The following is an 18,850-nucleotide window of genomic DNA, read 5'->3' as shown; positions in this document are numbered from 1 at the left end:
GAGCAGCCATATGGCTGCTCTTGTTTATTTTTCTTTCTTTTTGTTTTGTTCCGTCGGGTCAGTAGGCAGTTCTCCATCTTTGTTCAATTGGATCACACCACAGGCAATCCTCTCTCCTGAATCCCCGGAAGGCTGTGACATCCCATCATCAGGTCCAGCATGGATGACGATCGATGTTCCTTCCCCCTTCACAAGTGAATTCTTACCATCTTTCAAAGTCGCTTCTGCCACCATCAGTTCGGCTTCAGCGAGACCTGTTTCACCAGGTTCTACGTTCGGCATATCACCAATATGAGCTCCCTCTGCATTCATCAACCCATGCATTTTTCCAGTCGGATTAAAATGGTTCCCTGCACTTGTAAAGTCAGGTCCTTCACATTTCGGGTACTCGTGGATGTGGATTCCGTGTGGACCAGGTTCCAATCCTTCGACACTAAGCTTCACTTGAACACCTTCCGGCTTTTCGGTAAGCTTTGCAGTCCCGATCATGTCCCCGTCGGGATTATACATTCCTACCTCAATAAAGGAACGGCTTTCATTCTGACATGCAGCCAGAAGCAGGAATAAGCCGCAAATCATCAATAGTCTAGGGTGCATGACATTCGTCCTTTCTCCGTTTCCCCCTAGCTTATCCAAAAATCTCCCTTTTTATATTAGTAAAGTAAAAAAATGCCAGGGTCATTCCCCTGGCACGTTGGACTGTTCTTTATTCTGTTGTTCCTTGATTTTCCTGACTTGTTCATCCGCCTGTTTTTCCTGCTTTTTGGATACTTTCACAAAAAAGTACATCGCTATTGCTGCAAGTGCTACAAACAGGATCAACGATAATACTGCAGGGATATATTCCGTCTTATCCTCCGGAAAATACAGAAATTCCATCATAAATGGCATCACTTCCTTCTTTTCATACATGCCCATTATAACAGAATCCCGCTCACCTAAAAATCTGTTGATGCAGAATCCTTCGACAGTTTTGTTACAATGGTAGCAAAAGGAGGTTCAGCTATGTCCAACATTCAAATCGGTGACCACGTCATCGCTCATTACAAATCAGGCAGCTACATAGCGAAAGTCATAGAGGACCGCGACCCGAACTACCTGGTCGAAGTGCATGCGGTCGAAAAGCATCCGATGCAAGGAGATCTGCATAATCCGGGAAAAACCGAGGGGGTCTTCTTCCATCAGCGTAAAGCACTCAGCCATCGAGAAAAGGCGAACGTTTCCAAGCAGGCGGTCAAAGCCTTCGATGGAGAAGTACCAGCGTATGAAGACTCATTACAGGCTTCCATCGATAAGCTTAAAGAAAAACTAAAGCGGCGCGATTCCGAATTCAATGATCAGGCACTGGATCAACTGGAATCACTGGAAGCACAGTATTTCCCTAATAAATAAATTCAAAAAAGCGGATGCTCACCAATGCATCCGCTTTTGCTTATGATCCTGGAACTTTCAAGTTTTTCTTTTTCCGTTCGGGTTTTCCATAAATCTTCGTAGTGATGGCCGGTGCTTTCTCAAACAGCAGCATTCCGATGAATGCAGCAACTACGATATAGATTCCGCTGAATATCTTGATACTGCCGACTGCCACACTGGCGATGACGACAGAGAACTCTCCTCTTGCACACATCGACAGGCCCGCTCTTAGTGATGCTCGTTTTGACAAGCCGTAAATCGGACCACCAAGTATCCCGAGCAGCACCTTGGCAATAATGGACCAGATAATCAGCAGCACGAGGAACAGTCCCATCGGCACCCCGTCACCGAATTTGATGGTCGTACCGAAATAAACGAAAAAGGTAGGCAGCATCAAATCCCTGATCGGTAATACTGTATGTTCCACCCGCTCGATTTTACCAATCTCAGCGAGCATCATCCCTGCCAGGAAGGCTCCAAGCACTTCTGACAGTCCTAAGTATAATGCAAGACCGCCATAAGATAAGGCGATTCCCACTAGTAACGCAATCTTGAAATCTTCATCCTCGATTCTAGCAAGGAATTTTTCGAAACGTTTGAACACCGTTTTGCCTAATAAGATCGCTCCAGCTGTCAGACCGACAATCTTACCAATCAGAATCAGGAAGGATGCAGTTGTGAAGGTTTCACCTGAACTGACTCCGATAAGGATTGCAACGACGATGGGAGCTACCAGGTCTTCAAAAATGAGGATCGCGAGCATGAATTCCGTTTCCGTATTCGCCATCCTGCCGCGATCATCAAGCAATTTTGCTGTGATTGAGGAGCTGGTTGCATAAGCAATCCCCCCGATTAGAAACGAGTCGAACAGACTCATCCCGAAGGCCATTGCCATCAACATCGAAACACCAAGACTCAGTCCGACATCCAGCAGTCCGGATGGCCAGATCTTTTTGGCGATTCCTCCAAGCCGCTTGACATTGAATTCCAGGCCAAGCAGGAAAAACAATAATACGATTCCGATTTCACTCGCAAAATAGAGCAGCTCATTGTCAGTCAATACATCCGCTAGAACAATTCCAAGCAGAATATATAAGATAACATTCGGAAACTTGATTTTCAGACTGAGATAGCCAAGGTAAAAGATGAAGAGAAGGACAATACCCGCTCCGAGCAATGAAGGAAATTCTCCATGCACGATATCATCCCTCTCCTTTACATAGATCCGTTAACGTATCCAACTGGTCCTGCTTTCCGATGATCATCAGTACATTACCGGACTTCAGCTTGGTATCCGCTTCTGGTATCGCTATGGTCTCGTCACCTTGGATGATACCGATGACGGTTGCACCTGTTCGGTTCCTGATTTCAGACTCTTCAATGGTCAAATTGACAAGTGGGGATTGAGCTTTCAATTCCACCCAGTCGATTACAATCTGATTCTTGAATACTTTCAGCTTATCTGCATCGACCGGCTGATAAGTAGCGCCAAGCAATTGAGCACCTAATTCCCTCGTTTCATCTGAAGTAAGATCCATCGCGAAATCAGCTTCTTCACTATCATGATGTTCGAAGAAGTACAGCTCACGTTTTCCCGTATGATGGACAATCAATACAAGCATGCTGTCCTCTGCGGTTCTCAAAGAAATCTTCTGCCCGATTCCTGGTAGTTGCGAAATGGAAATATTCATGGAATGACTCCTTTCTACTTTTTTATCCGGGGACATGCTCCCCTATGAAAAAAAGCCAGAGCCTGAACCTTCTCCAGCTTTTATTTACATTAGTTTATACAATCATTTACTTAAGTGTTCGTTCATGACTGCCTTGATTCCTTCTATTGCGTCTGACTCGTCATTTCCTTCAACGATGATGGTCACTTCTTCACCCTGAGGTACACCTAGGGACATGACGCCCATGATGGATTTCAAATTGACCTTCTTCCCTTTGTACTCGAGTTCAACCTCGGAAGAATATTGACCTGCTTTATTCACAAGCAACGTCGCTGGTCTTGCATGAATTCCGGTATCATTCGTAATCGTAAATGTTTCTTTCACCATTTGTCCATTTCCCTTCTTCATATAATTCTACATGTATATTACATGAAAAAACATTCGAATACTACAAATATCAATCATAACCTAACCAGCCAGTACCTACTATACTATTTGAGTTCTTATCGGGGTTGTGATAATTTAAGTTTACGCGACAGGATAATTTTTGAGGAGGTAACAGCCAATGAGTGTACATATTGGTGCTAAACAAGGAGATATCGCAGAAACGATTTTACTACCAGGAGATCCGTTACGTGCAAAGTACATTGCCGAAAATTTCCTGGAGGATGCAACATGTTATAACGAAGTTCGAGGAATGTATGGATATACAGGAACATATAAAGGCGAACGCATTTCTGTCCAAGGTACGGGAATGGGAGTACCGTCCATTTCCATCTATGTCAATGAGCTGATGGAAAGCTACGGTGTACAGAAGCTGATCCGTGTTGGATCTTGTGGTGCTTTACAAAAGGATGTAAAGGTGCGTGACGTCATTCTTGCATCGACTTCTTCTACAGATTCACAGATGAACCGGATGGAGTTCGGTGGCATCGATTATGCGCCGACTGCAGACTTCGATCTGTTGAAAAAAGCATATGATGCAGGAACAGAGAAAGGGTTGAAGCTTCGCGTAGGAAATGTATTCACAAGTGACAGCTTCTATCGTGACAATGCAATGGATCTGTTCAATAAGCTGGCAAAGTATAACGTGCTTGCTGTTGAAATGGAAACGACGGCACTTTACACACTGGCTGCCAAATATGACCGTCAGGCACTTTCTGTACTGACTGTCAGCGATCACATCCTGACTGGTGAAGAAACGACTTCTGAAGAGCGTCAGAATACGTTCAATGACATGATCGTCATTGCCCTGGATGCAGCGATTCAGAAATAATCTTTTACTAATGAAAAAAGGACGAGCGATTCCGCTCGTCCTTTTTTGAGTTGCTGTTTAAAATAAAGGAGGCCAACGTACGGCTCATAACCCCAGTCGGTCCTTTTGGTCCGAGGTCATGTGCTTTTTCAGACACAGAGGTCCCTGCAATGTCCAAATGCACCCATGGAGTATCCTCTGCGAATTCTCCGACAAATGCTCCACCCATGATCGGGTGTGCTTTCCTTGTCGGGGAGTTGTTCAGATCAGCCATCTCACTTGCTCGAACCTGAGCCTGATAGTCTTCGTTATAAGGCAATTGCCAAATCGGTTCCCCTACCCGTTTACCATTTTCAATGACAGCAGAAAGCAGCGATTCATCATTCGTCATAGCGCCAGTCATCCAGGACCCAAGCGCCGTCACTACCCCGCCCGTCAATGTCGCAACATCAATCAATGTAGTAGCCTGGTTCATTTTTGCATAAGTGATTCCATCTGCAAGTGCCAGCCTTCCTTCCGCATCGGTATTCAACACTTCGATGGTCTTACCACTTAGAGAGGTAATTACGTCGTCAGGCTTAAATGCCGCTCCTGAAATCATATTGTCCGACGATGGAATGACTGCCAAAACATTTTTCTTCGGCTTCAACCTTCCGATTGTATCCATTGCACCGAGCACTGCTGCGGCACCACCCATATCGCCTTTCATACCCGGCATTCCTGCCTTGGACTTGATCGAATAGCCACCTGTATCATAAGTGATCCCTTTACCGACAAGTCCGACTGCATCCTTCCATTCGTCCAGTCCCTGATATTTAAGAACAATCATCTTAGGAGGTTCATGTGATCCTTGATTGACTGCCAGCAGGGCTCCCATTCCCAATTGTTCCATTTCCGCTTTATCGAGGATGTGCGCCTCAAAACCATGTTCTTTCGCCAGTGAAAGCGCAAATTCAGCCATGTCTGTCGATGTGAGCAGATTAGCAGGCAATTGTACAAGGTGTCTTGCGGTGTTCACTCCAATGCCAAAAGAATAACCTTTTTTCAGAGAAGCATTCAGTTCTTCCTGATCAGAATCGGTTACAAGGGTGAGCGTATCCACTACTTTTGCAGGAGTGGCAGGTCTCGTCTTGTAATCCGCAAACTGGTAGGAGGCTGTAATCATCGCTTCCGAAATCACCTCTGCAAGTTCGCCATCATGGATCTCAGCGGTACGAAAGCTCTCTATTGCCACTGAAGCCTGTGTGAGGCCATCTTTTTGCAATTGCTTGAAGAGCTTCCCAAATGCCTGCTTCATTTTCACTGAAGTAAGCTTGTCCCTTTTTCCTAATCCGACAAAATAGATTCGTTTGACTTCTGCTCTGCCAAGTGTGTACACCTTCGAAATCTGCTTGAATCCATGGGACAGATCACCGTCTTTTATGTAGTCATCTAAGCTTCCATCGAGTTTCTGATTGATTTGCTGGTAAATCGATTGCTCTTGACCGTTTTCCTGAAAAAGACCGACAACTAACGCGTCTTCTTCTGCAAATAAAGTTTTTCTGAATAAAAACATCGTTCCACCTCCAACATAATTCCAACATCCACTCACTCCTCTTCGATGTTCAAATACAAAACAGGGAGTTCAGGCAATTCTCCAGCGGGTCGGGTTTGTGGTATAATATTCAGACAATCATGGATATGATCCCGCACTCCAATGATGGAGATTCCCCAGTGTTTTCCTGAATATTTCGAAAGGTAAGTGTCTGCGGATTCGAACATTGACCTGGCACCTTTTATGTTACCATAGCTGTAATGGTAATGGGCCACACTTAACTGAAGCAGCCCTTTGATAAAGTGATTGCTTCTGTCTTCAAGCCATACTTCTTCTAATAAATCATGGCATTCGTAGTAATCTCCCATGTTGAAAGAGACAAAGAATTGGTAATAATTCAGCGGGTATTCAAAAGACATCAGCAACCTCCTGAACGGATGCGTTTATATCCATCATAACAAAGGAAACCTATAATAAAGAGGGAATCATAGTGAAAGGATGACTGGACTGGATGGATCTACTCTACAATTTTCCACTGCTCGCATCACTGATCGCAATATTTTTTGCACAAGCAGTAAAAGTACCGATTCGAATGATTGCTACACGCGATTTCCGACCTGGGCTTGCGTTCAGTACAGGCGGAATGCCAAGCAGCCACTCGGCAGCAGTAACAGCATTGGCAACAGCCGTAGGGCTTGAAGAAGGCTTCGACTCGACCATATTCGGCGTAGCCTGTGTGTTCAGTATCATCGTCATGTTCGACTCGACTGGAGTACGAAGACAGACAGGTGAACAGGCTATTGTATTGAATATGCTCATCAATGACTTCCACCGTTTCGTAAATGAAGCCAAAGGCTGGAATAAGAAACAGCAGTTCGAGAAGCGTCAGGAACTGAAGGAACTGTTGGGACATCAGCCCATCGAAGTGTTTTTCGGAGGGTTGACAGGTATTCTGCTGAGTATAGGACTATATTATTGGTGGTTCTGATTCCACGAATGAGAAAAGAGGATGTCGCGTTGACATCCTCTTTTCTTATTGTGCTATTTTATTCCTGAAAACCTGCAGGGCTTCATTACTGTTCAGGCCATCCAGTTCTTCCTGTGTCAATGTTCCATCACCTTTTTTGATGAGGAAAACTTCCAGTGTCTTCTTCCCCCATTGTTCATAAACATCATCTACCGTGTCATAGTACAAGTCGATTTTATTGCCTTGAATGGCGGATCCCTTATCGGCTACGACACCAAATCCGTAATCCGGGATATATAGAATCGTGCCGATCGGATGCACAGTCAAGTCTGCTGCAATCGTCGAATATAGGTCACGCTTCACTTTCAGACCAGAAAATGTAATCCCATACTGGGGATGTCCTGGAGATTTTCCCGTGGACTCCACTCCAGCCGTGTAACCTGTCGCTTCTACTGTCACTGTCGGATATTCTCCCAGGTTCATCGCTTCTTCAATTGTTGCAGGTGCATCAATGGTGGAACTGCTGATGTAACGTTGAGCTGATTCACGGGATAACAAAGATTTCCCAACTAATGCTGTATTCCTGTAATCTAGTAAATTACTTACTTTCGATTCCGAATGGTCATCATCCATAAACATACGCTTCAATTCCATTGCTGACACATGCGATATGTTTGCCGCTGCCAAGTACAATGCCCCCACAAAACACAGATTGAATCCAATCCGCCATACCCATTTTTTCATATTCATCATAAACACCTCTCTCGGTGTTCATGGTTTCCATATTAATCTGATTTTATACAAAAAAATCATAGGAGAAGGTCCCGCTGATGAGAAAAACGAGGATCCATCCCTATGATTTCAACAATTATGAATGATAAATCAAAACATCTGATATCCGCTTTTCCGCAACAGGCGGATGACGATTCCAGATACGATCGTACCTGCAAATCCACTGGAAAGAATCAGAATATCTACAAGCTTCAAATTCAATATCATTTCAAACACGGCAGGGAATGATGTTCCAGGCTGTGTAAAATAATGGCTGAACGGAAAATCGTCGACGATCAATAATACGACGACCGGATAGACGAATGCCATGAACCACGTTGAACGTAATAGCATATTAAGCAGGAATGCGATTCCAAAAAAGAGTACGAAAAACAAAATCATCCCGATGACTAACTGCACAATATCCAAAGGTGTTCCCCCTCTAATCTATGTAACCAAACTAGCTAAAAAAGATTTCCAAACCTCATTCTATTATGGATGAGCACAAAGCGCAAGCACCCCCACTCCACCGCGTTAAAGCAAGTGGGGACAAGCAAGTGGGGACAGTCCCTCAGCGCTTTAACGCGATAGAGGACTGTCCCAAAAATAAAAGCAAAGGCTCGGCGCCTTTGCTTCAATGGATCAATGGAAAATGTTGAACTTTCCTTTTTTCATTAGCAGTCCGAAACCACCAAGCTTCAACAGGTAGCGGTTATCGATGACTTTCTTCATGACAGATGCGGACCATCCGAACAGTTTCTTGCTTCCAACGACACCAATAGCATCGTCGTGACCAAGTGATGCAACCGTACCCTGGATCTTAGGTGTGAACCCTTCAAGGTCCTTTCCTCCACGTACAAGTGTCTTCAGGTTGTGCGCGACATTTTCAGCCTGCTGAATTGCAATCTGTGCTGTCGGCGGGTAAGGACGGTCTGTTTCTTCATTGATGATCAATGCGCTGTCCCCAACGATGAACACATCGTCATATTCGTTCGTACGCATGTCTTCACGAACTTTGACACGTCCACGCATCGTTTCAAAACCAGAAGCTTCAACGATAGAATTACCGCGTACTCCTGCAGCCCAAACGACAGTGTTCGTTGGAATCTCTTCACGCTGCTCATCCTTTTCAAAGACAAGGCTGTTCGGAGTGACTTCCTTGATCATTGCACCTATTTTGAATTCTACGCCTTTCGCTTCAAGCGAGTTCATCGCATATTCAACCAGTGCAGGATCGAAACCTGGAAGTGCAGTCGGAGCAGCTTCTACGTTGATGATGCGTACTTGTTCACGAGGAATATCATATTCTTTACATAACTCAGGAACACGGTTCGCCAGTTCACCTACAAATTCGATACCAGTGAAACCAGCTCCACCTACAACAATGTTCAGACGCTCTTGATTCTTTTCTCTTTCATTGTTGTATTTAGCAAAGTTATATTCGATATGCTGACGAATCAAACGGGCACTATTGATGCTGCTGATTGTGAATGCATGCTCTTTCAAACCGGAAATTCCAAATGTTTCCGCTTCGAAACCAAGTCCGATGACCAGGTAATCGTACTCGATGTCTCCGTTTGCCATTTTCACTTTCTTCTCTTCCGGGTGAATGGAAACTACTGTATCCTGCACGAAGTTGACTTTACCGGAGTTCAACACTTCGTTGATCTTGATGCGCGTGCGATCGTGGTGAAGCGTACCTGCTGCATTTTCATGTAACCATGTTGTCTGATAATGGTAACTGTGCTTATTCACCAATGTTACATGTGCTTCATTTACGCCAAGGCTCTTTTGCAGATTCACTGCTGTCATCATTCCGCCGTACCCAGCTCCAAGGATGACAATGTTCGGTTTTTTCATCATGATCACTTCCAATTAGTTATAGTTATCCTATGCTTAGAACTTCCCCTATTAACCGAGGATTAATCCTTTGTGACTTCTTTCACACACGAATCCATAAAAAAAGCCTGTCGAACCGCATGCAAAAATGTCACAAAATCGTAATAACTTTTTCTAGTAACCATCTTAGGCTTTTTCCATACAATTTTCAACCCTTAAATAAGTAAATTGAATCTTGATAATTTTTAAATAAATTAAAAAGTCTTGACTGCTTATACTCCACAGACGGAATTCATTTATGATAAACTAGTTATGGATTGCCATTTTAGTTGGAATAGGGGGAGAAGATATGAGCAAAGAAGTACACGATATAACAGTCATCGGTGGAGGACCGGTCGGTCTATTCACTGCATTCTATGGCGGAATGAGACAAGCCAGTGTCAACATCATTGAAAGTCTGCCTCAATTGGGTGGCCAGCTGTCTGCGCTGTACCCTGAAAAATATATTTACGACGTTGCAGGTTTCCCTAAGGTCAAAGCACAGGATCTTGTCGATAATTTGAAGGAGCAGGCACTTGCCTTCAATCCTACAATCTCTTTGGAGCAAGCTGTCGAGAAGATTGAGCGTTTGGAAGACAACACTTTCAAAATGACCACGACCAAAGGAGAACACTATACAAAAGCAATTATCATCACGGCAGGAAACGGTGCATTCCAGCCACGGAAGCTGAACCTTCCTGGATGTGGCGATTATGAAGGAATCAACCTTCACTACCACGTGGAAGATATGAACCAGTTCGCTGGCAAACGTGTCCTGTTATGTGGCGGTGGTGACTCCGCAGTCGATTGGGCATTAATGCTTGAGCCGATTGCCAAAGAGGTCACGCTTGTTCACCGCAGAGACAAATTCCGCGCCCACGAACATAGTGTGGAATTATTGAAAAATTCATCCGTAAACGTGATGACTCCATATAATCCGGAAGAAATGATCGGAAAAGATTGCATCGATCAAGTCGTCTTGAAAGAGACAAAAGGCGATGATATCAAAACGATCGATGTCGATGACGTCATCATCAACTACGGATTCATTTCATCTCTCGGACCGATCAAAGAGTGGGACCTTGAGATTGAAAAGAACAGCATTGTCGTCAATTCCAAAATGGAAACGAACATTCCTGGCATCTATGCTGCAGGGGATATTTGTACATATCCTGGTAAGGTCAAGCTGATTGCTTCCGGCTTCGGCGAAGGGCCGACAGCAGTAAACAATGCTAAGGCTTATATCGATCCAGATGCACGTGTACAACCGAAACACTCCACAAGCTTGTTTGGAGGGTAAATAATGACAGCCATCGATTTTCGGTGGCTGTTTTTTTGTGTAATTGGTTATTGTATTACGTAAATGTTCTGTACAAAAGATTCCATTAAAGCTTAATTAGTGGCAATCTTTATTTATCGATTTCGATAAATATATGTGGCAAGATGCGGTGGGAAAGGGGGAGACTCCCGCGGGAGAAGGAGCTAGGCGAGACCCCGGAAGGCGTAGCCTGAGGAGGCTTGCCAGTTCCCCGCAGGAAAGCGACTCCTTCCCCACCGCCTCTTATTACATTTGACCATATCGAAATCATCGCTATTATATAAAAATACATACAGCATATAAAAAACCTTCTCAAGTTGAGAAGGTTTTTGGTGATCTATCAACAATTTTCATCTGGTGTTCCAGCGTTCGTCGCTGTCTTGAAGGAAGAGCCACACCCACAGGAAACAATGGCATTCGGATTATCGATTGTAAATCCTCCACCCATCATATTCTGCTTGAAGTCGATCTTCGTTCCTTCTACGATCGCAATGTCCTGACTGCTCATCACGACTGGAATTCCATTTGATTCGAATACTTTATCCAATTCTTCATTGACTTCTTCATCAAACCCCATTGCGTAGGATAGTCCGCTGCATCCTCCGCCTTTAACACCGAAACGAAGACGAATACGATCTGATTCTTCCTCTTTCATCATCTCCTGGATTTGCAGACTGGCTTGATCCGTTATATTGAGAATCATCCGTGTCTCCCCTTTCTATCTGTTATCGTCAGTATACTAAGGATCTGCAGTTCAATCAAACGTTGCGTTCGAAGTGATACACACCTTCTGCAATCACTTCCGCAGGTCCTGTCATCCATACACGGTCGTGAAGATCCCATTTAATTATAAGATCGCCACCGCTCAAGTGAACGACAATATCAGAATCTTTTTTAGCATAACCGTTCAGCACACTGGCTACTCCTGCTGCACACGCACCTGTTCCGCAGGCTTGGGTAATTCCTGATCCTCGCTCCCAGACCCTGAAGTGAAGTTCTGTTGGAGAAACTACTTCAACAAACTCCACATTCACCCCATCCGGGAATCTGGGATCATTTGTAATTACCGGTCCCAGCGTTTTCAATGGCGCTTGTGCAATATCATCCACAAAAAAGATCGCATGTGGATTTCCCATCGAAAGCGCAGTCACCTCGAGAGGGTGATGGCTCACATCAAAGGCTTCCCCAACTACCTGATCTACTTCTGCTCCAACCATCGGTATCTCGGATCGCTTCAACCATGGTGTACCCATATCAATAGTCACTTGGTCAACTTTTCCATCCTCAAGCCTCACGGTAGCATCTACAACACCGGATTTCGCTTCGATTTGAAACTGTTCGATGGAAACGATACCTTTTTCATAAGCGTATTTCGCCACACAGCGCAGACCGTTCCCACAGTTTTTCCCTTCAGAACCATCATTATTGAATATGCGCATGCCAACCGGCGCTTTATCACTTGGAGTAATCAGTATCAATCCATCCGATCCGATGCCTGTATGCACATCTGCCACATTTCTGGCAATCTCAGGTAACTGTCGTTCTTCCAATGGATGGTCAAATGTATCAACAAATACGTAATTATTTCCGAGTCCGTGCATTTTCACAAAAGGTATCTTCATTTGGATTCCTCTCTTCATCCTTTATAAAAAGAAGCCGTGCCAGCTTGCACGACTTCACCATTTTTGCTCTATATCCAAAAGCGTGTCGATCAGAATAGGGGATTCTCTTCCAGGTGCTGATAAATATTTTCCACTAGCTCTTCAGCACTGTCAGCCATGACCCGCTCTCCATTAACTAAAGCAAACAATCCTTGGGCACAAATCCCACAATGACTTAAACATCCATACTCTATTACATCAAGGTCCGGATCTTTCTCCAGCTCCTCTTTCGCTTTTTCTGCTCCACTTGCTAAATTGTTCACGCAAAATTCGATAATCGGATTCATCTTTTTTCACCTCATTCAATCACCCAGATGAATCCCCCACTAAGCCAAAATGGTACCATATTTTCTGTCATTTTAACACCATTAATACTTATGTGCAGCTATTTAAACTGCAGGATTCAAGCCGCGCTCTTCCAATGCTTTATAAATCGTTTTCAGCCTGGGGTTGCCTTCGCCGACAATTTCATCTTCAATGACGACGACGGGATAGAATAGATCTTCATCAAAAACCCGCTGTACGAAAGCTTGACTCTGTTCGTCTTCCGGTGGTTGAAAAATATCTACGTATTTGTAGTGTACCCCTGTCTCGCCGAATTTCCTTGAAATTGCAGCTTGCAGCCATTCGTAAGTTTCCTTGGAGCCAGGTGAGTTGATGCAGCTCGGACAAATCTGGTCCGCGCCATAAACGACCAGCTCGATTTTCTTATCACTCATGTAAAACGCCTCCACCCTTGGTGTGTTCTACTATCCATTTTACAAAATCCCGGAAAAAAGATAAAATGAAAATGATTCTCAATCATTATTTGAAATCCTTGCAGAACAATAGATTTTTTTTCCGATAGGTTTTATAATGGAAGCATACGAAAGGGGAAGATGGAGCATGCAAGAACAAGTTCAGGAAGTGCTGAATAAGCTTCGACCATTTTTGCTTCGTGACGGCGGTGACGTAGAATTGGTGGACGTCGATGAAGGTATTGTACGCCTTCGCCTTATGGGAGCTTGCGGAAGCTGCCCGAGTTCGACCATCACATTGAAAGCCGGAATCGAACGTGCTTTAGTAGAAGAAGTACCGGGGATTCGCGAAGTAGAACAAGTATTTTAAATGAAACGATGTAAGCCAGAGACCCGACATACGGTCTCTGGCTTTTTTGTTGGGTAGGTATTTGCTTCGGTAAATTAATCACAGCTTATTCCACAGGTGTCTTAGGTTCGCTGCCACTCAATACCAGCTTGATGTTCTCCAAAGCCAGCTCCATCATCTTATATCTCGTTTCTTTTGTCGCAGAACCGATATGCGGAAGACAGACGACATTATCCATTTGGAGCAGTGGATGGTCTGCATCGATCGGTTCCTCAGCAAACACATCCAATCCTGCCGCTGCAATTTCTCCTGTCTTCAATGCCTGGATCAGCGCATCCTCGTCAACGGTCATTCCACGTGAAGCATTAATGAAGATAGCATCCTTTTTCATCCTGGCAAACGCCTCTGCATCGAACATTTTTTCCGTTTCAGGAGTGTGGGGCGTAAGACAGACGACATAATCCGCTTCCTCGAGCAAAGCCTCCAATGATCGATAGGTTGCACCGAGCTCATCCTCTGCTTCTTTCTTTCTCGATCGATTGTGATAAAGGATGTCCATACTGAACCCGCTTGCTCTTCGTGCCACTGCTTCTCCGATTCTTCCCATCCCGACGATGCCGATTTTCTTATGATGAATGTCCGTACCTGCCAACAATAGGGGCGACCAGTTCTGCCATTTCCCCTCTTTGACATAGGAACTGGCTTCCACTAACCTTCTCGCCGTAGCCATCATTAACGCAAACGTCAAGTCTGCGGTCGTTTCTGTCAGGACGTCCGGTGTATTCGTAACTGATATGTTCCGTTTGGAGGCAGCATCAACATCGATATTGTCAAAACCGACAGCCATATTTGCAACGATCTTCAAATTTTTGCATTGTTCCAGCAACTCATCATCCACCTGCTCTGTCAGAACGGTGAGCAGCCCATCTGCCTGTGCTGCTTTTTCCCTCAATGTATTTCGGTCGACAGGTCTGTCTTCATACTCCCACATGTCGATTTGGAAATGCTTCCGGTATGGTTCTACAACATCTTCCGGGAGGCATCTCGTTATATATACGATTGGTTTGGACATGGTCATTCCCCTTTCCTATCGCGTCGTCTCTTCAAGTTTAGCATAACGATAGGAAAGAAAATGATTCGCACACCCTGTTACCAGTCCAGTACAGGGAGCTGCATATCCCTCGCGGATAATTGCAGCCATTCATAAAACATCTTCAAATGAAGCTCGTATCTCTTCTGATTTTCAAAAATCTGCCTAGTTTCTTCCATCAAACCGCGCTCATCGGCCTGTGCGTTTCTGAACTGATCGAGTAAATGCACTGGGAAAAGCAGGCGGGCATACAATAAACGAATACCGAAGAACGAAAGTGGAGATCTTGCTTGATAGTTTTGTAAAAAAGAAGTCATTTCCTGTGCACCATTTTCACGAAGCAGCATCGGCCTTATGGCTTCAGCCAAATCTCTTGATGGATGATCCTGACGCAATTCATTGAACCAGATCAGGGTCTGGGATTGCGTTGGATAGCGGTCGAAGGTGATGGTTGGCTGATCCGCTTCATGGTGCCTCGATTCCTGTTCGCTTTCCTGCAAATATTGGATTGCGTTTTCTCCAAGACCGATCACATATGGGGCTGCATCAATCCACGCTCGATGCCAGTCAGCCACAGGTCTCTCTTGATAGAGCCGGCTCACTTCCGCTTCAAATCGATCGATCCGATTCGCCCACAGCGTGCGCCAACCACCATAACTTGAGAAAGTGGTCGGTTGATATGGATAGGAAGCTCCCACCCGGTGAAAATCAGCTAATTGCTGTGCAGAAAACGGCAGCACTTTTCCAGATGGCGGAAACCCCTGACAAATCACATAGCTTCCGTCTCTTGCGGAAATACTATACTGATCATTCCTGATACGGACCGGAAACGTCATACCTTCGATACCTGAACGGGATAGAAACTCGCATACATCCTGAAGTTCCAAATAAGCTCGTTCGTTTCCGATTGAGCGTTCAACAAAGTAGAGCACACCTTCATGAAGATAGCCGGTTTGATGATCGACCTGGACTGCAGATGCATGATCCAAGTTTATGAAGTCACGCAATAATTCTTCCACCTTCGTTTCACTCCTTCTCATGCTATAATGAAAGTAGACAATCTACGACCACGACACAATAAGTTTTACAATGGTATCAGCAGGGAAGCACTAATCGAAAGCTTATTTTTAGAGGAGGTCAATAGAGTATATATGGAACAGAGCCGAAAAATGAGTAAACTAGAGAAAAAAGCCCGCGAATGGTTAGAGGAACGTGGAGTCACGATCAATGATATTGCAGAACTTGTGTATTACCTTCAATCGAAATACCATGATGAATTGACGATAGAGTCATGCCGCTTCAATGTAGAAAAGGTATTGACGAAACGGGAAGTGCAAAATGCCATCCTTACGGGGATCCAAATGGATATCCTCGCAGAAAAGAACATGCTGGATGAACCACTTCAGGATACGATCAGTAAAGATGAGGGGTTGTATGGCGTCGATGAGATCATCGCCCTTTCCATCGTCAATGTATATGGCTCCATCGGCTTTACCAACTATGGCTATATCGATAAACAGAAGCCGGGAATCCTGCAAAAATTGAATGATAAATCCACTGGGGAATGCCATACCTTCCTGGATGATATAGTCGGTGCTATCGCAGCCGCTGCATCAAGCAGACTTGCACATAGTGCGGTAGGAGAAGAAGAGGAAGATGACATCGAATAAACAAAAGCGCAAGCGCCTTGCTCACCCCCGACAAGCTTAAGTCAAGCGTCGTCGTGACGGTCTTTGTCACAGAGAGGATTGACTTAAGACCTCGAGGGGGTAGGCGCTGGAGCTGGAGTAGACCTACCGGCTATGATCCTAAACCAACACAAAGCAAAAGAGGTGACCATTACGGTCACCTCTTTTTCAAATTCGATCCATCCAGTGTTCAAGTGTAGGAATCGTGTATGTCGGCTTTTTTTCATACGTTTCAAGCTGTTCTTGTGACGTCACTCCTGTGAAGACCATGACCGTATCCAGACCGGCATTCATCCCTGCGAGTATGTCAGTATGGTAGTTATCCCCGACCATCACCACATCCTCGCGCTCGAAGCCAATCTTTTTGATGGCCTGATCCATGATCACTGCTTCCGGCTTACCAATGAACGTCGGCTTTACTCCAGTACTTACCGTAATTACGGAAGTCATCGCACCATTACCCGGCACCATCCCGCGTTCAGTGGGAATGGCAATATCTCCGTTGGTGGAAATGAACCTTGCCCCGTTTCTGACATTCAGACAAGCTTTCGCAAGTTTTTCGTAAGTGATCTCCCGGTCGATTCCGATGATCACATAGTCAGCGTCGTCCTGTACAAGCGTCAACCCTTCCGCTTCCAGCGCATCATACAGCCCTTCTTCTCCAATAGCGAAAATTTTTGCATCCGGATTTTCAGCTTTGATGAATTGAGCGGTTGCCATGCTGGTTGTGTACACTTGCTCGGTGTCAGCTGGAATCTCCATCGACTGCAATTTTTCCGCAACCTGCTCCGGTCGCTTGGAAGAATTATTGGTCACAAATAAATGTGGCACACCTTTTTCCCTTAATCGTTTGACGAAATGTTCCGCTTCCTCAATCCGTTCAGCACCGCGGTACATTGTTCCATCCAGGTCAATCAAATAAGCTTTGTATGTTTTCATGCTGTTCACTCACTTTTTCATTCATTTTGAAAGGCAGATACTGGACCAAGCTCATTGTCCAGGTAGTCCCTGATCCGTGTTGAAAACTGCTCGATGGCAGGTAACGTAGCCTTCCAGGTGTCCATCAATGTTGTATGCTCGATCTCTGTGTAGGACTGGACTAGTGGTTTCCTTAACTGGATAAAAGATTTATAAGCCTTTTCCTCTTCTTCAGGAATCACTTTTTCATCAACCAGAATATCAATGATATCCTCATAACTTCCAGGATCGCGCATGATGAATCCATCGATCATCATGTTCCCGGCATCGATTACGGATTCAATCGTCATCTGTGTCAGACGTTCGAGACTCAGCTTTTCTAAAAAGGATGTATAGTCATGATGAGGATACTCCTGAATGAGCCCCTCCATGTATAATAAGGTGTTTTCAATTTTTTTTCGATCGACAAAATACATGTTCTATCCCTCCACACATATTGAATGGCTTTATTCCTCCACCATGATATCATATTTCATTATTATTAAGGAAAAGGATGCATACTTACGTTTTATCAAGAATTCTGCTATCATATACATGGACTTTATAGTATCGGAGGAGAAATGATTGGATAGAGAACTCGCATTAGAAATTGTACGTGTTACAGAAGCAGCAGCCATTGCATCTGCTCAATGGATGGGTCGTGGGGACAAAATCTCAGCAGATGATGCAGCAACATCAGCCATGCGAGCGATGTTCGACTCAGTTTCGATGGACGGTGTCGTCGTCATCGGAGAAGGAGAGCTGGACGAAGCGCCTATGCTTTATATTGGTGAAGAATTAGGGAATAAGAATGGCCCTTCGGTCGACATTGCCGTCGATCCACTGGAAGGTACAAGCATCGTAGCAAAAGGGCACAACAATGCGATGGCTGTCATCGCAGCAGCAGAACGCGGTGCCTTGCTGCACGCACCGGATATGTACATGGACAAAATCGCTGTCGGAAAAAATGCCAAGGGCCTTGTGCACTTGGATGACCCGATTGAACGTACGATTGATATCGTAGCCCGTGCTAATAATAAGCGTGTCCGTGATTTGACCGTGATCATCCAGGAACGTGACCGCCATGCTGATATCATTCAGCGCGTGATCGACAAAGGTGCAAGAGTCAAGCTGTTCGGAGACGGTGATGTAGGAGCATCGATTGCAACATGTCTTCCACACACTGGTGTTGACTTGTTCGTTGGTAAAGGCGGTGCACCGGAAGGCGTCATTTCCGCGGCTGCAATCAAAAGTCTGGGTGGAGATATGCAAGCCCGACTATCACCACAAAATGAAGAAGAAACAGAACGCTGTAAGACGATGGGATTGAAAGATCCATTACAGCTTTTACAGCTAGATGACCTTGTGAAAAGTGACGACGCCATTTTCGCAGCCACAGGCGTAACAGAAGGTGAACTATTGAATGGTGTGAAATTCCTTGGTGGCGATTTGACGGAAACCGACTCGATCGTGATGCGAGCAAAAACAAAGACTGTCCGTTTCATCAAAGCGCACCACCACTTGGATCATAAACCGCACCTCGTCATGGGGGAAAAATAAGG

At 44.8% G+C, this 18,850-nt stretch carries 25 protein-coding genes; 7 read left to right on the top strand and 18 right to left on the bottom strand.

Annotation, left to right across the window (positions count from 1 at the left end):
- Positions 1–24 precede the first annotated feature (24 nt).
- Complete coding sequence (locus ACFQ2J_RS15125) at positions 25–636, bottom strand: superoxide dismutase family protein (protein WP_386062290.1); 612 nt, start codon at positions 634–636, stop codon at positions 25–27.
- A gap of 42 nt (positions 637–678) precedes the next feature.
- Positions 679–918, bottom strand: coding sequence for a hypothetical protein (locus ACFQ2J_RS15120; protein ID WP_386062287.1), 240 nt, complete (start codon positions 916–918; stop codon positions 679–681).
- Positions 919–1,005: 87 nt separating this feature from the next.
- Between ACFQ2J_RS15120 and ACFQ2J_RS15115 the strand changes: the two genes are divergently transcribed.
- Entirely contained in the window at positions 1,006–1,392 is a 387-nt protein-coding gene (locus ACFQ2J_RS15115; protein WP_386062284.1) for a kinase-associated lipoprotein B, read from the top strand.
- Positions 1,393–1,432: 40 nt separating this feature from the next.
- Here ACFQ2J_RS15115 and ACFQ2J_RS15110 read toward each other — a convergent pair whose 3' ends face one another.
- From ACFQ2J_RS15110 to ACFQ2J_RS15100, 3 genes are all read right to left on the bottom strand, one after another.
- Positions 1,433–2,611, bottom strand: a complete 1,179-nt coding sequence (locus ACFQ2J_RS15110) for a cation:proton antiporter (protein WP_386062281.1) — start codon at positions 2,609–2,611, stop codon at positions 1,433–1,435.
- 4 nt (positions 2,612–2,615) lie between these two features.
- A complete protein-coding gene (locus ACFQ2J_RS15105) occupies positions 2,616–3,104 on the bottom strand; it encodes a cation:proton antiporter regulatory subunit (RefSeq protein ID WP_386062278.1) in 489 nt (162 codons plus the stop codon).
- Between the two features lie 102 nt (positions 3,105–3,206).
- On the bottom strand, positions 3,207–3,470 hold the full coding sequence (locus ACFQ2J_RS15100) for a phosphocarrier protein HPr (protein WP_386062275.1): 264 nt from the start codon (positions 3,468–3,470) through the stop codon (positions 3,207–3,209).
- Between the two features lie 178 nt (positions 3,471–3,648).
- Here ACFQ2J_RS15100 and deoD point away from each other — a divergent pair, with 178 nt between their 5' ends.
- Positions 3,649–4,359: a purine-nucleoside phosphorylase gene (gene deoD / locus ACFQ2J_RS15095; RefSeq protein WP_386062272.1), complete on the top strand. Its 711-nt coding sequence runs from the start codon at positions 3,649–3,651 to the stop codon at positions 4,357–4,359.
- 7 nt (positions 4,360–4,366) lie between these two features.
- Here deoD and ACFQ2J_RS15090 read toward each other — a convergent pair whose 3' ends face one another.
- On the bottom strand, positions 4,367–5,893 hold the full coding sequence (locus ACFQ2J_RS15090) for a leucyl aminopeptidase (protein WP_386062269.1): 1,527 nt from the start codon (positions 5,891–5,893) through the stop codon (positions 4,367–4,369).
- A 32-nt stretch (positions 5,894–5,925) separates the two neighbouring features.
- Complete coding sequence (locus ACFQ2J_RS15085) at positions 5,926–6,291, bottom strand: DUF309 domain-containing protein (RefSeq protein ID WP_386062267.1); 366 nt, start codon at positions 6,289–6,291, stop codon at positions 5,926–5,928.
- A 92-nt stretch (positions 6,292–6,383) separates the two neighbouring features.
- Between ACFQ2J_RS15085 and ACFQ2J_RS15080 the strand changes: the two genes are divergently transcribed.
- Positions 6,384–6,860: a divergent PAP2 family protein gene (locus ACFQ2J_RS15080; protein WP_386062264.1), complete on the top strand. Its 477-nt coding sequence runs from the start codon at positions 6,384–6,386 to the stop codon at positions 6,858–6,860.
- Between the two features lie 45 nt (positions 6,861–6,905).
- On the opposite strand, the gene ACFQ2J_RS15075 is transcribed toward ACFQ2J_RS15080, so the two are convergent.
- From ACFQ2J_RS15075 to ACFQ2J_RS15065, 3 genes are all read right to left on the bottom strand, one after another.
- Positions 6,906–7,589: a 3D domain-containing protein gene (locus ACFQ2J_RS15075; RefSeq protein WP_386062261.1), complete on the bottom strand. Its 684-nt coding sequence runs from the start codon at positions 7,587–7,589 to the stop codon at positions 6,906–6,908.
- Positions 7,590–7,721: 132 nt separating this feature from the next.
- Entirely contained in the window at positions 7,722–8,039 is a 318-nt protein-coding gene (locus ACFQ2J_RS15070; RefSeq protein WP_386062258.1) for a YuiB family protein, read from the bottom strand.
- Between the two features lie 213 nt (positions 8,040–8,252).
- Positions 8,253–9,470 (bottom strand): NAD(P)/FAD-dependent oxidoreductase, encoded by a 1,218-nt coding sequence (locus tag ACFQ2J_RS15065; RefSeq protein WP_386062255.1) that lies wholly within the window; start codon positions 9,468–9,470, stop codon positions 8,253–8,255.
- 328 nt (positions 9,471–9,798) lie between these two features.
- Here ACFQ2J_RS15065 and ACFQ2J_RS15060 point away from each other — a divergent pair, with 328 nt between their 5' ends.
- Entirely contained in the window at positions 9,799–10,788 is a 990-nt protein-coding gene (locus tag ACFQ2J_RS15060; protein WP_386062252.1) for an NAD(P)/FAD-dependent oxidoreductase, read from the top strand.
- A 358-nt stretch (positions 10,789–11,146) separates the two neighbouring features.
- On the opposite strand, the gene ACFQ2J_RS15055 is transcribed toward ACFQ2J_RS15060, so the two are convergent.
- The 4 genes from ACFQ2J_RS15055 to ACFQ2J_RS15040 all read right to left on the bottom strand — a co-directional run bounded on the left by ACFQ2J_RS15055 (position 11,147) and on the right by ACFQ2J_RS15040 (position 13,186).
- Entirely contained in the window at positions 11,147–11,509 is a 363-nt protein-coding gene (locus ACFQ2J_RS15055; protein WP_386062249.1) for a HesB/IscA family protein, read from the bottom strand.
- Between the two features lie 55 nt (positions 11,510–11,564).
- Positions 11,565–12,428 carry a diaminopimelate epimerase gene (gene dapF, locus ACFQ2J_RS15050; RefSeq protein WP_386062246.1) on the bottom strand — a complete coding sequence of 288 codons (864 nt, stop codon included), beginning with the start codon at positions 12,426–12,428 and terminating at the stop codon, positions 11,565–11,567.
- An 89-nt stretch (positions 12,429–12,517) separates the two neighbouring features.
- Positions 12,518–12,754: a YuzB family protein gene (locus ACFQ2J_RS15045; protein WP_386062243.1), complete on the bottom strand. Its 237-nt coding sequence runs from the start codon at positions 12,752–12,754 to the stop codon at positions 12,518–12,520.
- 102 nt (positions 12,755–12,856) lie between these two features.
- Positions 12,857–13,186, bottom strand: a complete 330-nt coding sequence (locus ACFQ2J_RS15040; protein ID WP_386062240.1) for a YuzD family protein — start codon at positions 13,184–13,186, stop codon at positions 12,857–12,859.
- Between the two features lie 166 nt (positions 13,187–13,352).
- On the opposite strand from ACFQ2J_RS15040, the gene ACFQ2J_RS15035 reads away from it, so the two are divergent.
- Entirely contained in the window at positions 13,353–13,574 is a 222-nt protein-coding gene (locus ACFQ2J_RS15035; protein ID WP_386062237.1) for a NifU family protein, read from the top strand.
- An 85-nt stretch (positions 13,575–13,659) separates the two neighbouring features.
- Here ACFQ2J_RS15035 and ACFQ2J_RS15030 read toward each other — a convergent pair whose 3' ends face one another.
- Together ACFQ2J_RS15030 and ACFQ2J_RS15025 are read right to left on the bottom strand one after the other, a co-directional pair.
- Entirely contained in the window at positions 13,660–14,625 is a 966-nt protein-coding gene (locus tag ACFQ2J_RS15030) for a 2-hydroxyacid dehydrogenase (RefSeq protein ID WP_386062235.1), read from the bottom strand.
- 77 nt (positions 14,626–14,702) lie between these two features.
- Positions 14,703–15,662 (bottom strand): hypothetical protein, encoded by a 960-nt coding sequence (locus tag ACFQ2J_RS15025; protein ID WP_386062232.1) that lies wholly within the window; start codon positions 15,660–15,662, stop codon positions 14,703–14,705.
- Positions 15,663–15,794: 132 nt separating this feature from the next.
- Here ACFQ2J_RS15025 and ACFQ2J_RS15020 point away from each other — a divergent pair, with 132 nt between their 5' ends.
- Positions 15,795–16,313 (top strand): phosphatidylglycerophosphatase A family protein, encoded by a 519-nt coding sequence (locus ACFQ2J_RS15020; protein WP_386062230.1) that lies wholly within the window; start codon positions 15,795–15,797, stop codon positions 16,311–16,313.
- Positions 16,314–16,499: 186 nt separating this feature from the next.
- Here ACFQ2J_RS15020 and ACFQ2J_RS15015 read toward each other — a convergent pair whose 3' ends face one another.
- A complete protein-coding gene (locus tag ACFQ2J_RS15015) occupies positions 16,500–17,270 on the bottom strand; it encodes a TIGR01457 family HAD-type hydrolase (protein WP_386062227.1) in 771 nt (256 codons plus the stop codon).
- Positions 17,271–17,287: 17 nt separating this feature from the next.
- Positions 17,288–17,725 (bottom strand): DUF86 domain-containing protein, encoded by a 438-nt coding sequence (locus ACFQ2J_RS15010; RefSeq protein WP_386062225.1) that lies wholly within the window; start codon positions 17,723–17,725, stop codon positions 17,288–17,290.
- A 148-nt stretch (positions 17,726–17,873) separates the two neighbouring features.
- Between ACFQ2J_RS15010 and glpX the strand changes: the two genes are divergently transcribed.
- On the top strand, positions 17,874–18,848 hold the full coding sequence (glpX, locus tag ACFQ2J_RS15005) for a class II fructose-bisphosphatase (RefSeq protein ID WP_386062222.1): 975 nt from the start codon (positions 17,874–17,876) through the stop codon (positions 18,846–18,848).
- The last annotated feature ends 2 nt before the right edge of the window (positions 18,849–18,850 follow it).

Source organism: Thalassobacillus hwangdonensis, assembly GCF_042675915.1.
GTDB lineage: Bacteria > Bacillota > Bacilli > Bacillales > Halobacillaceae > Thalassobacillus_A > Thalassobacillus_A hwangdonensis.
Note: the sequence above shows the minus strand (reverse complement) of the source record. Positions and strands in the feature narration are given on the sequence as shown.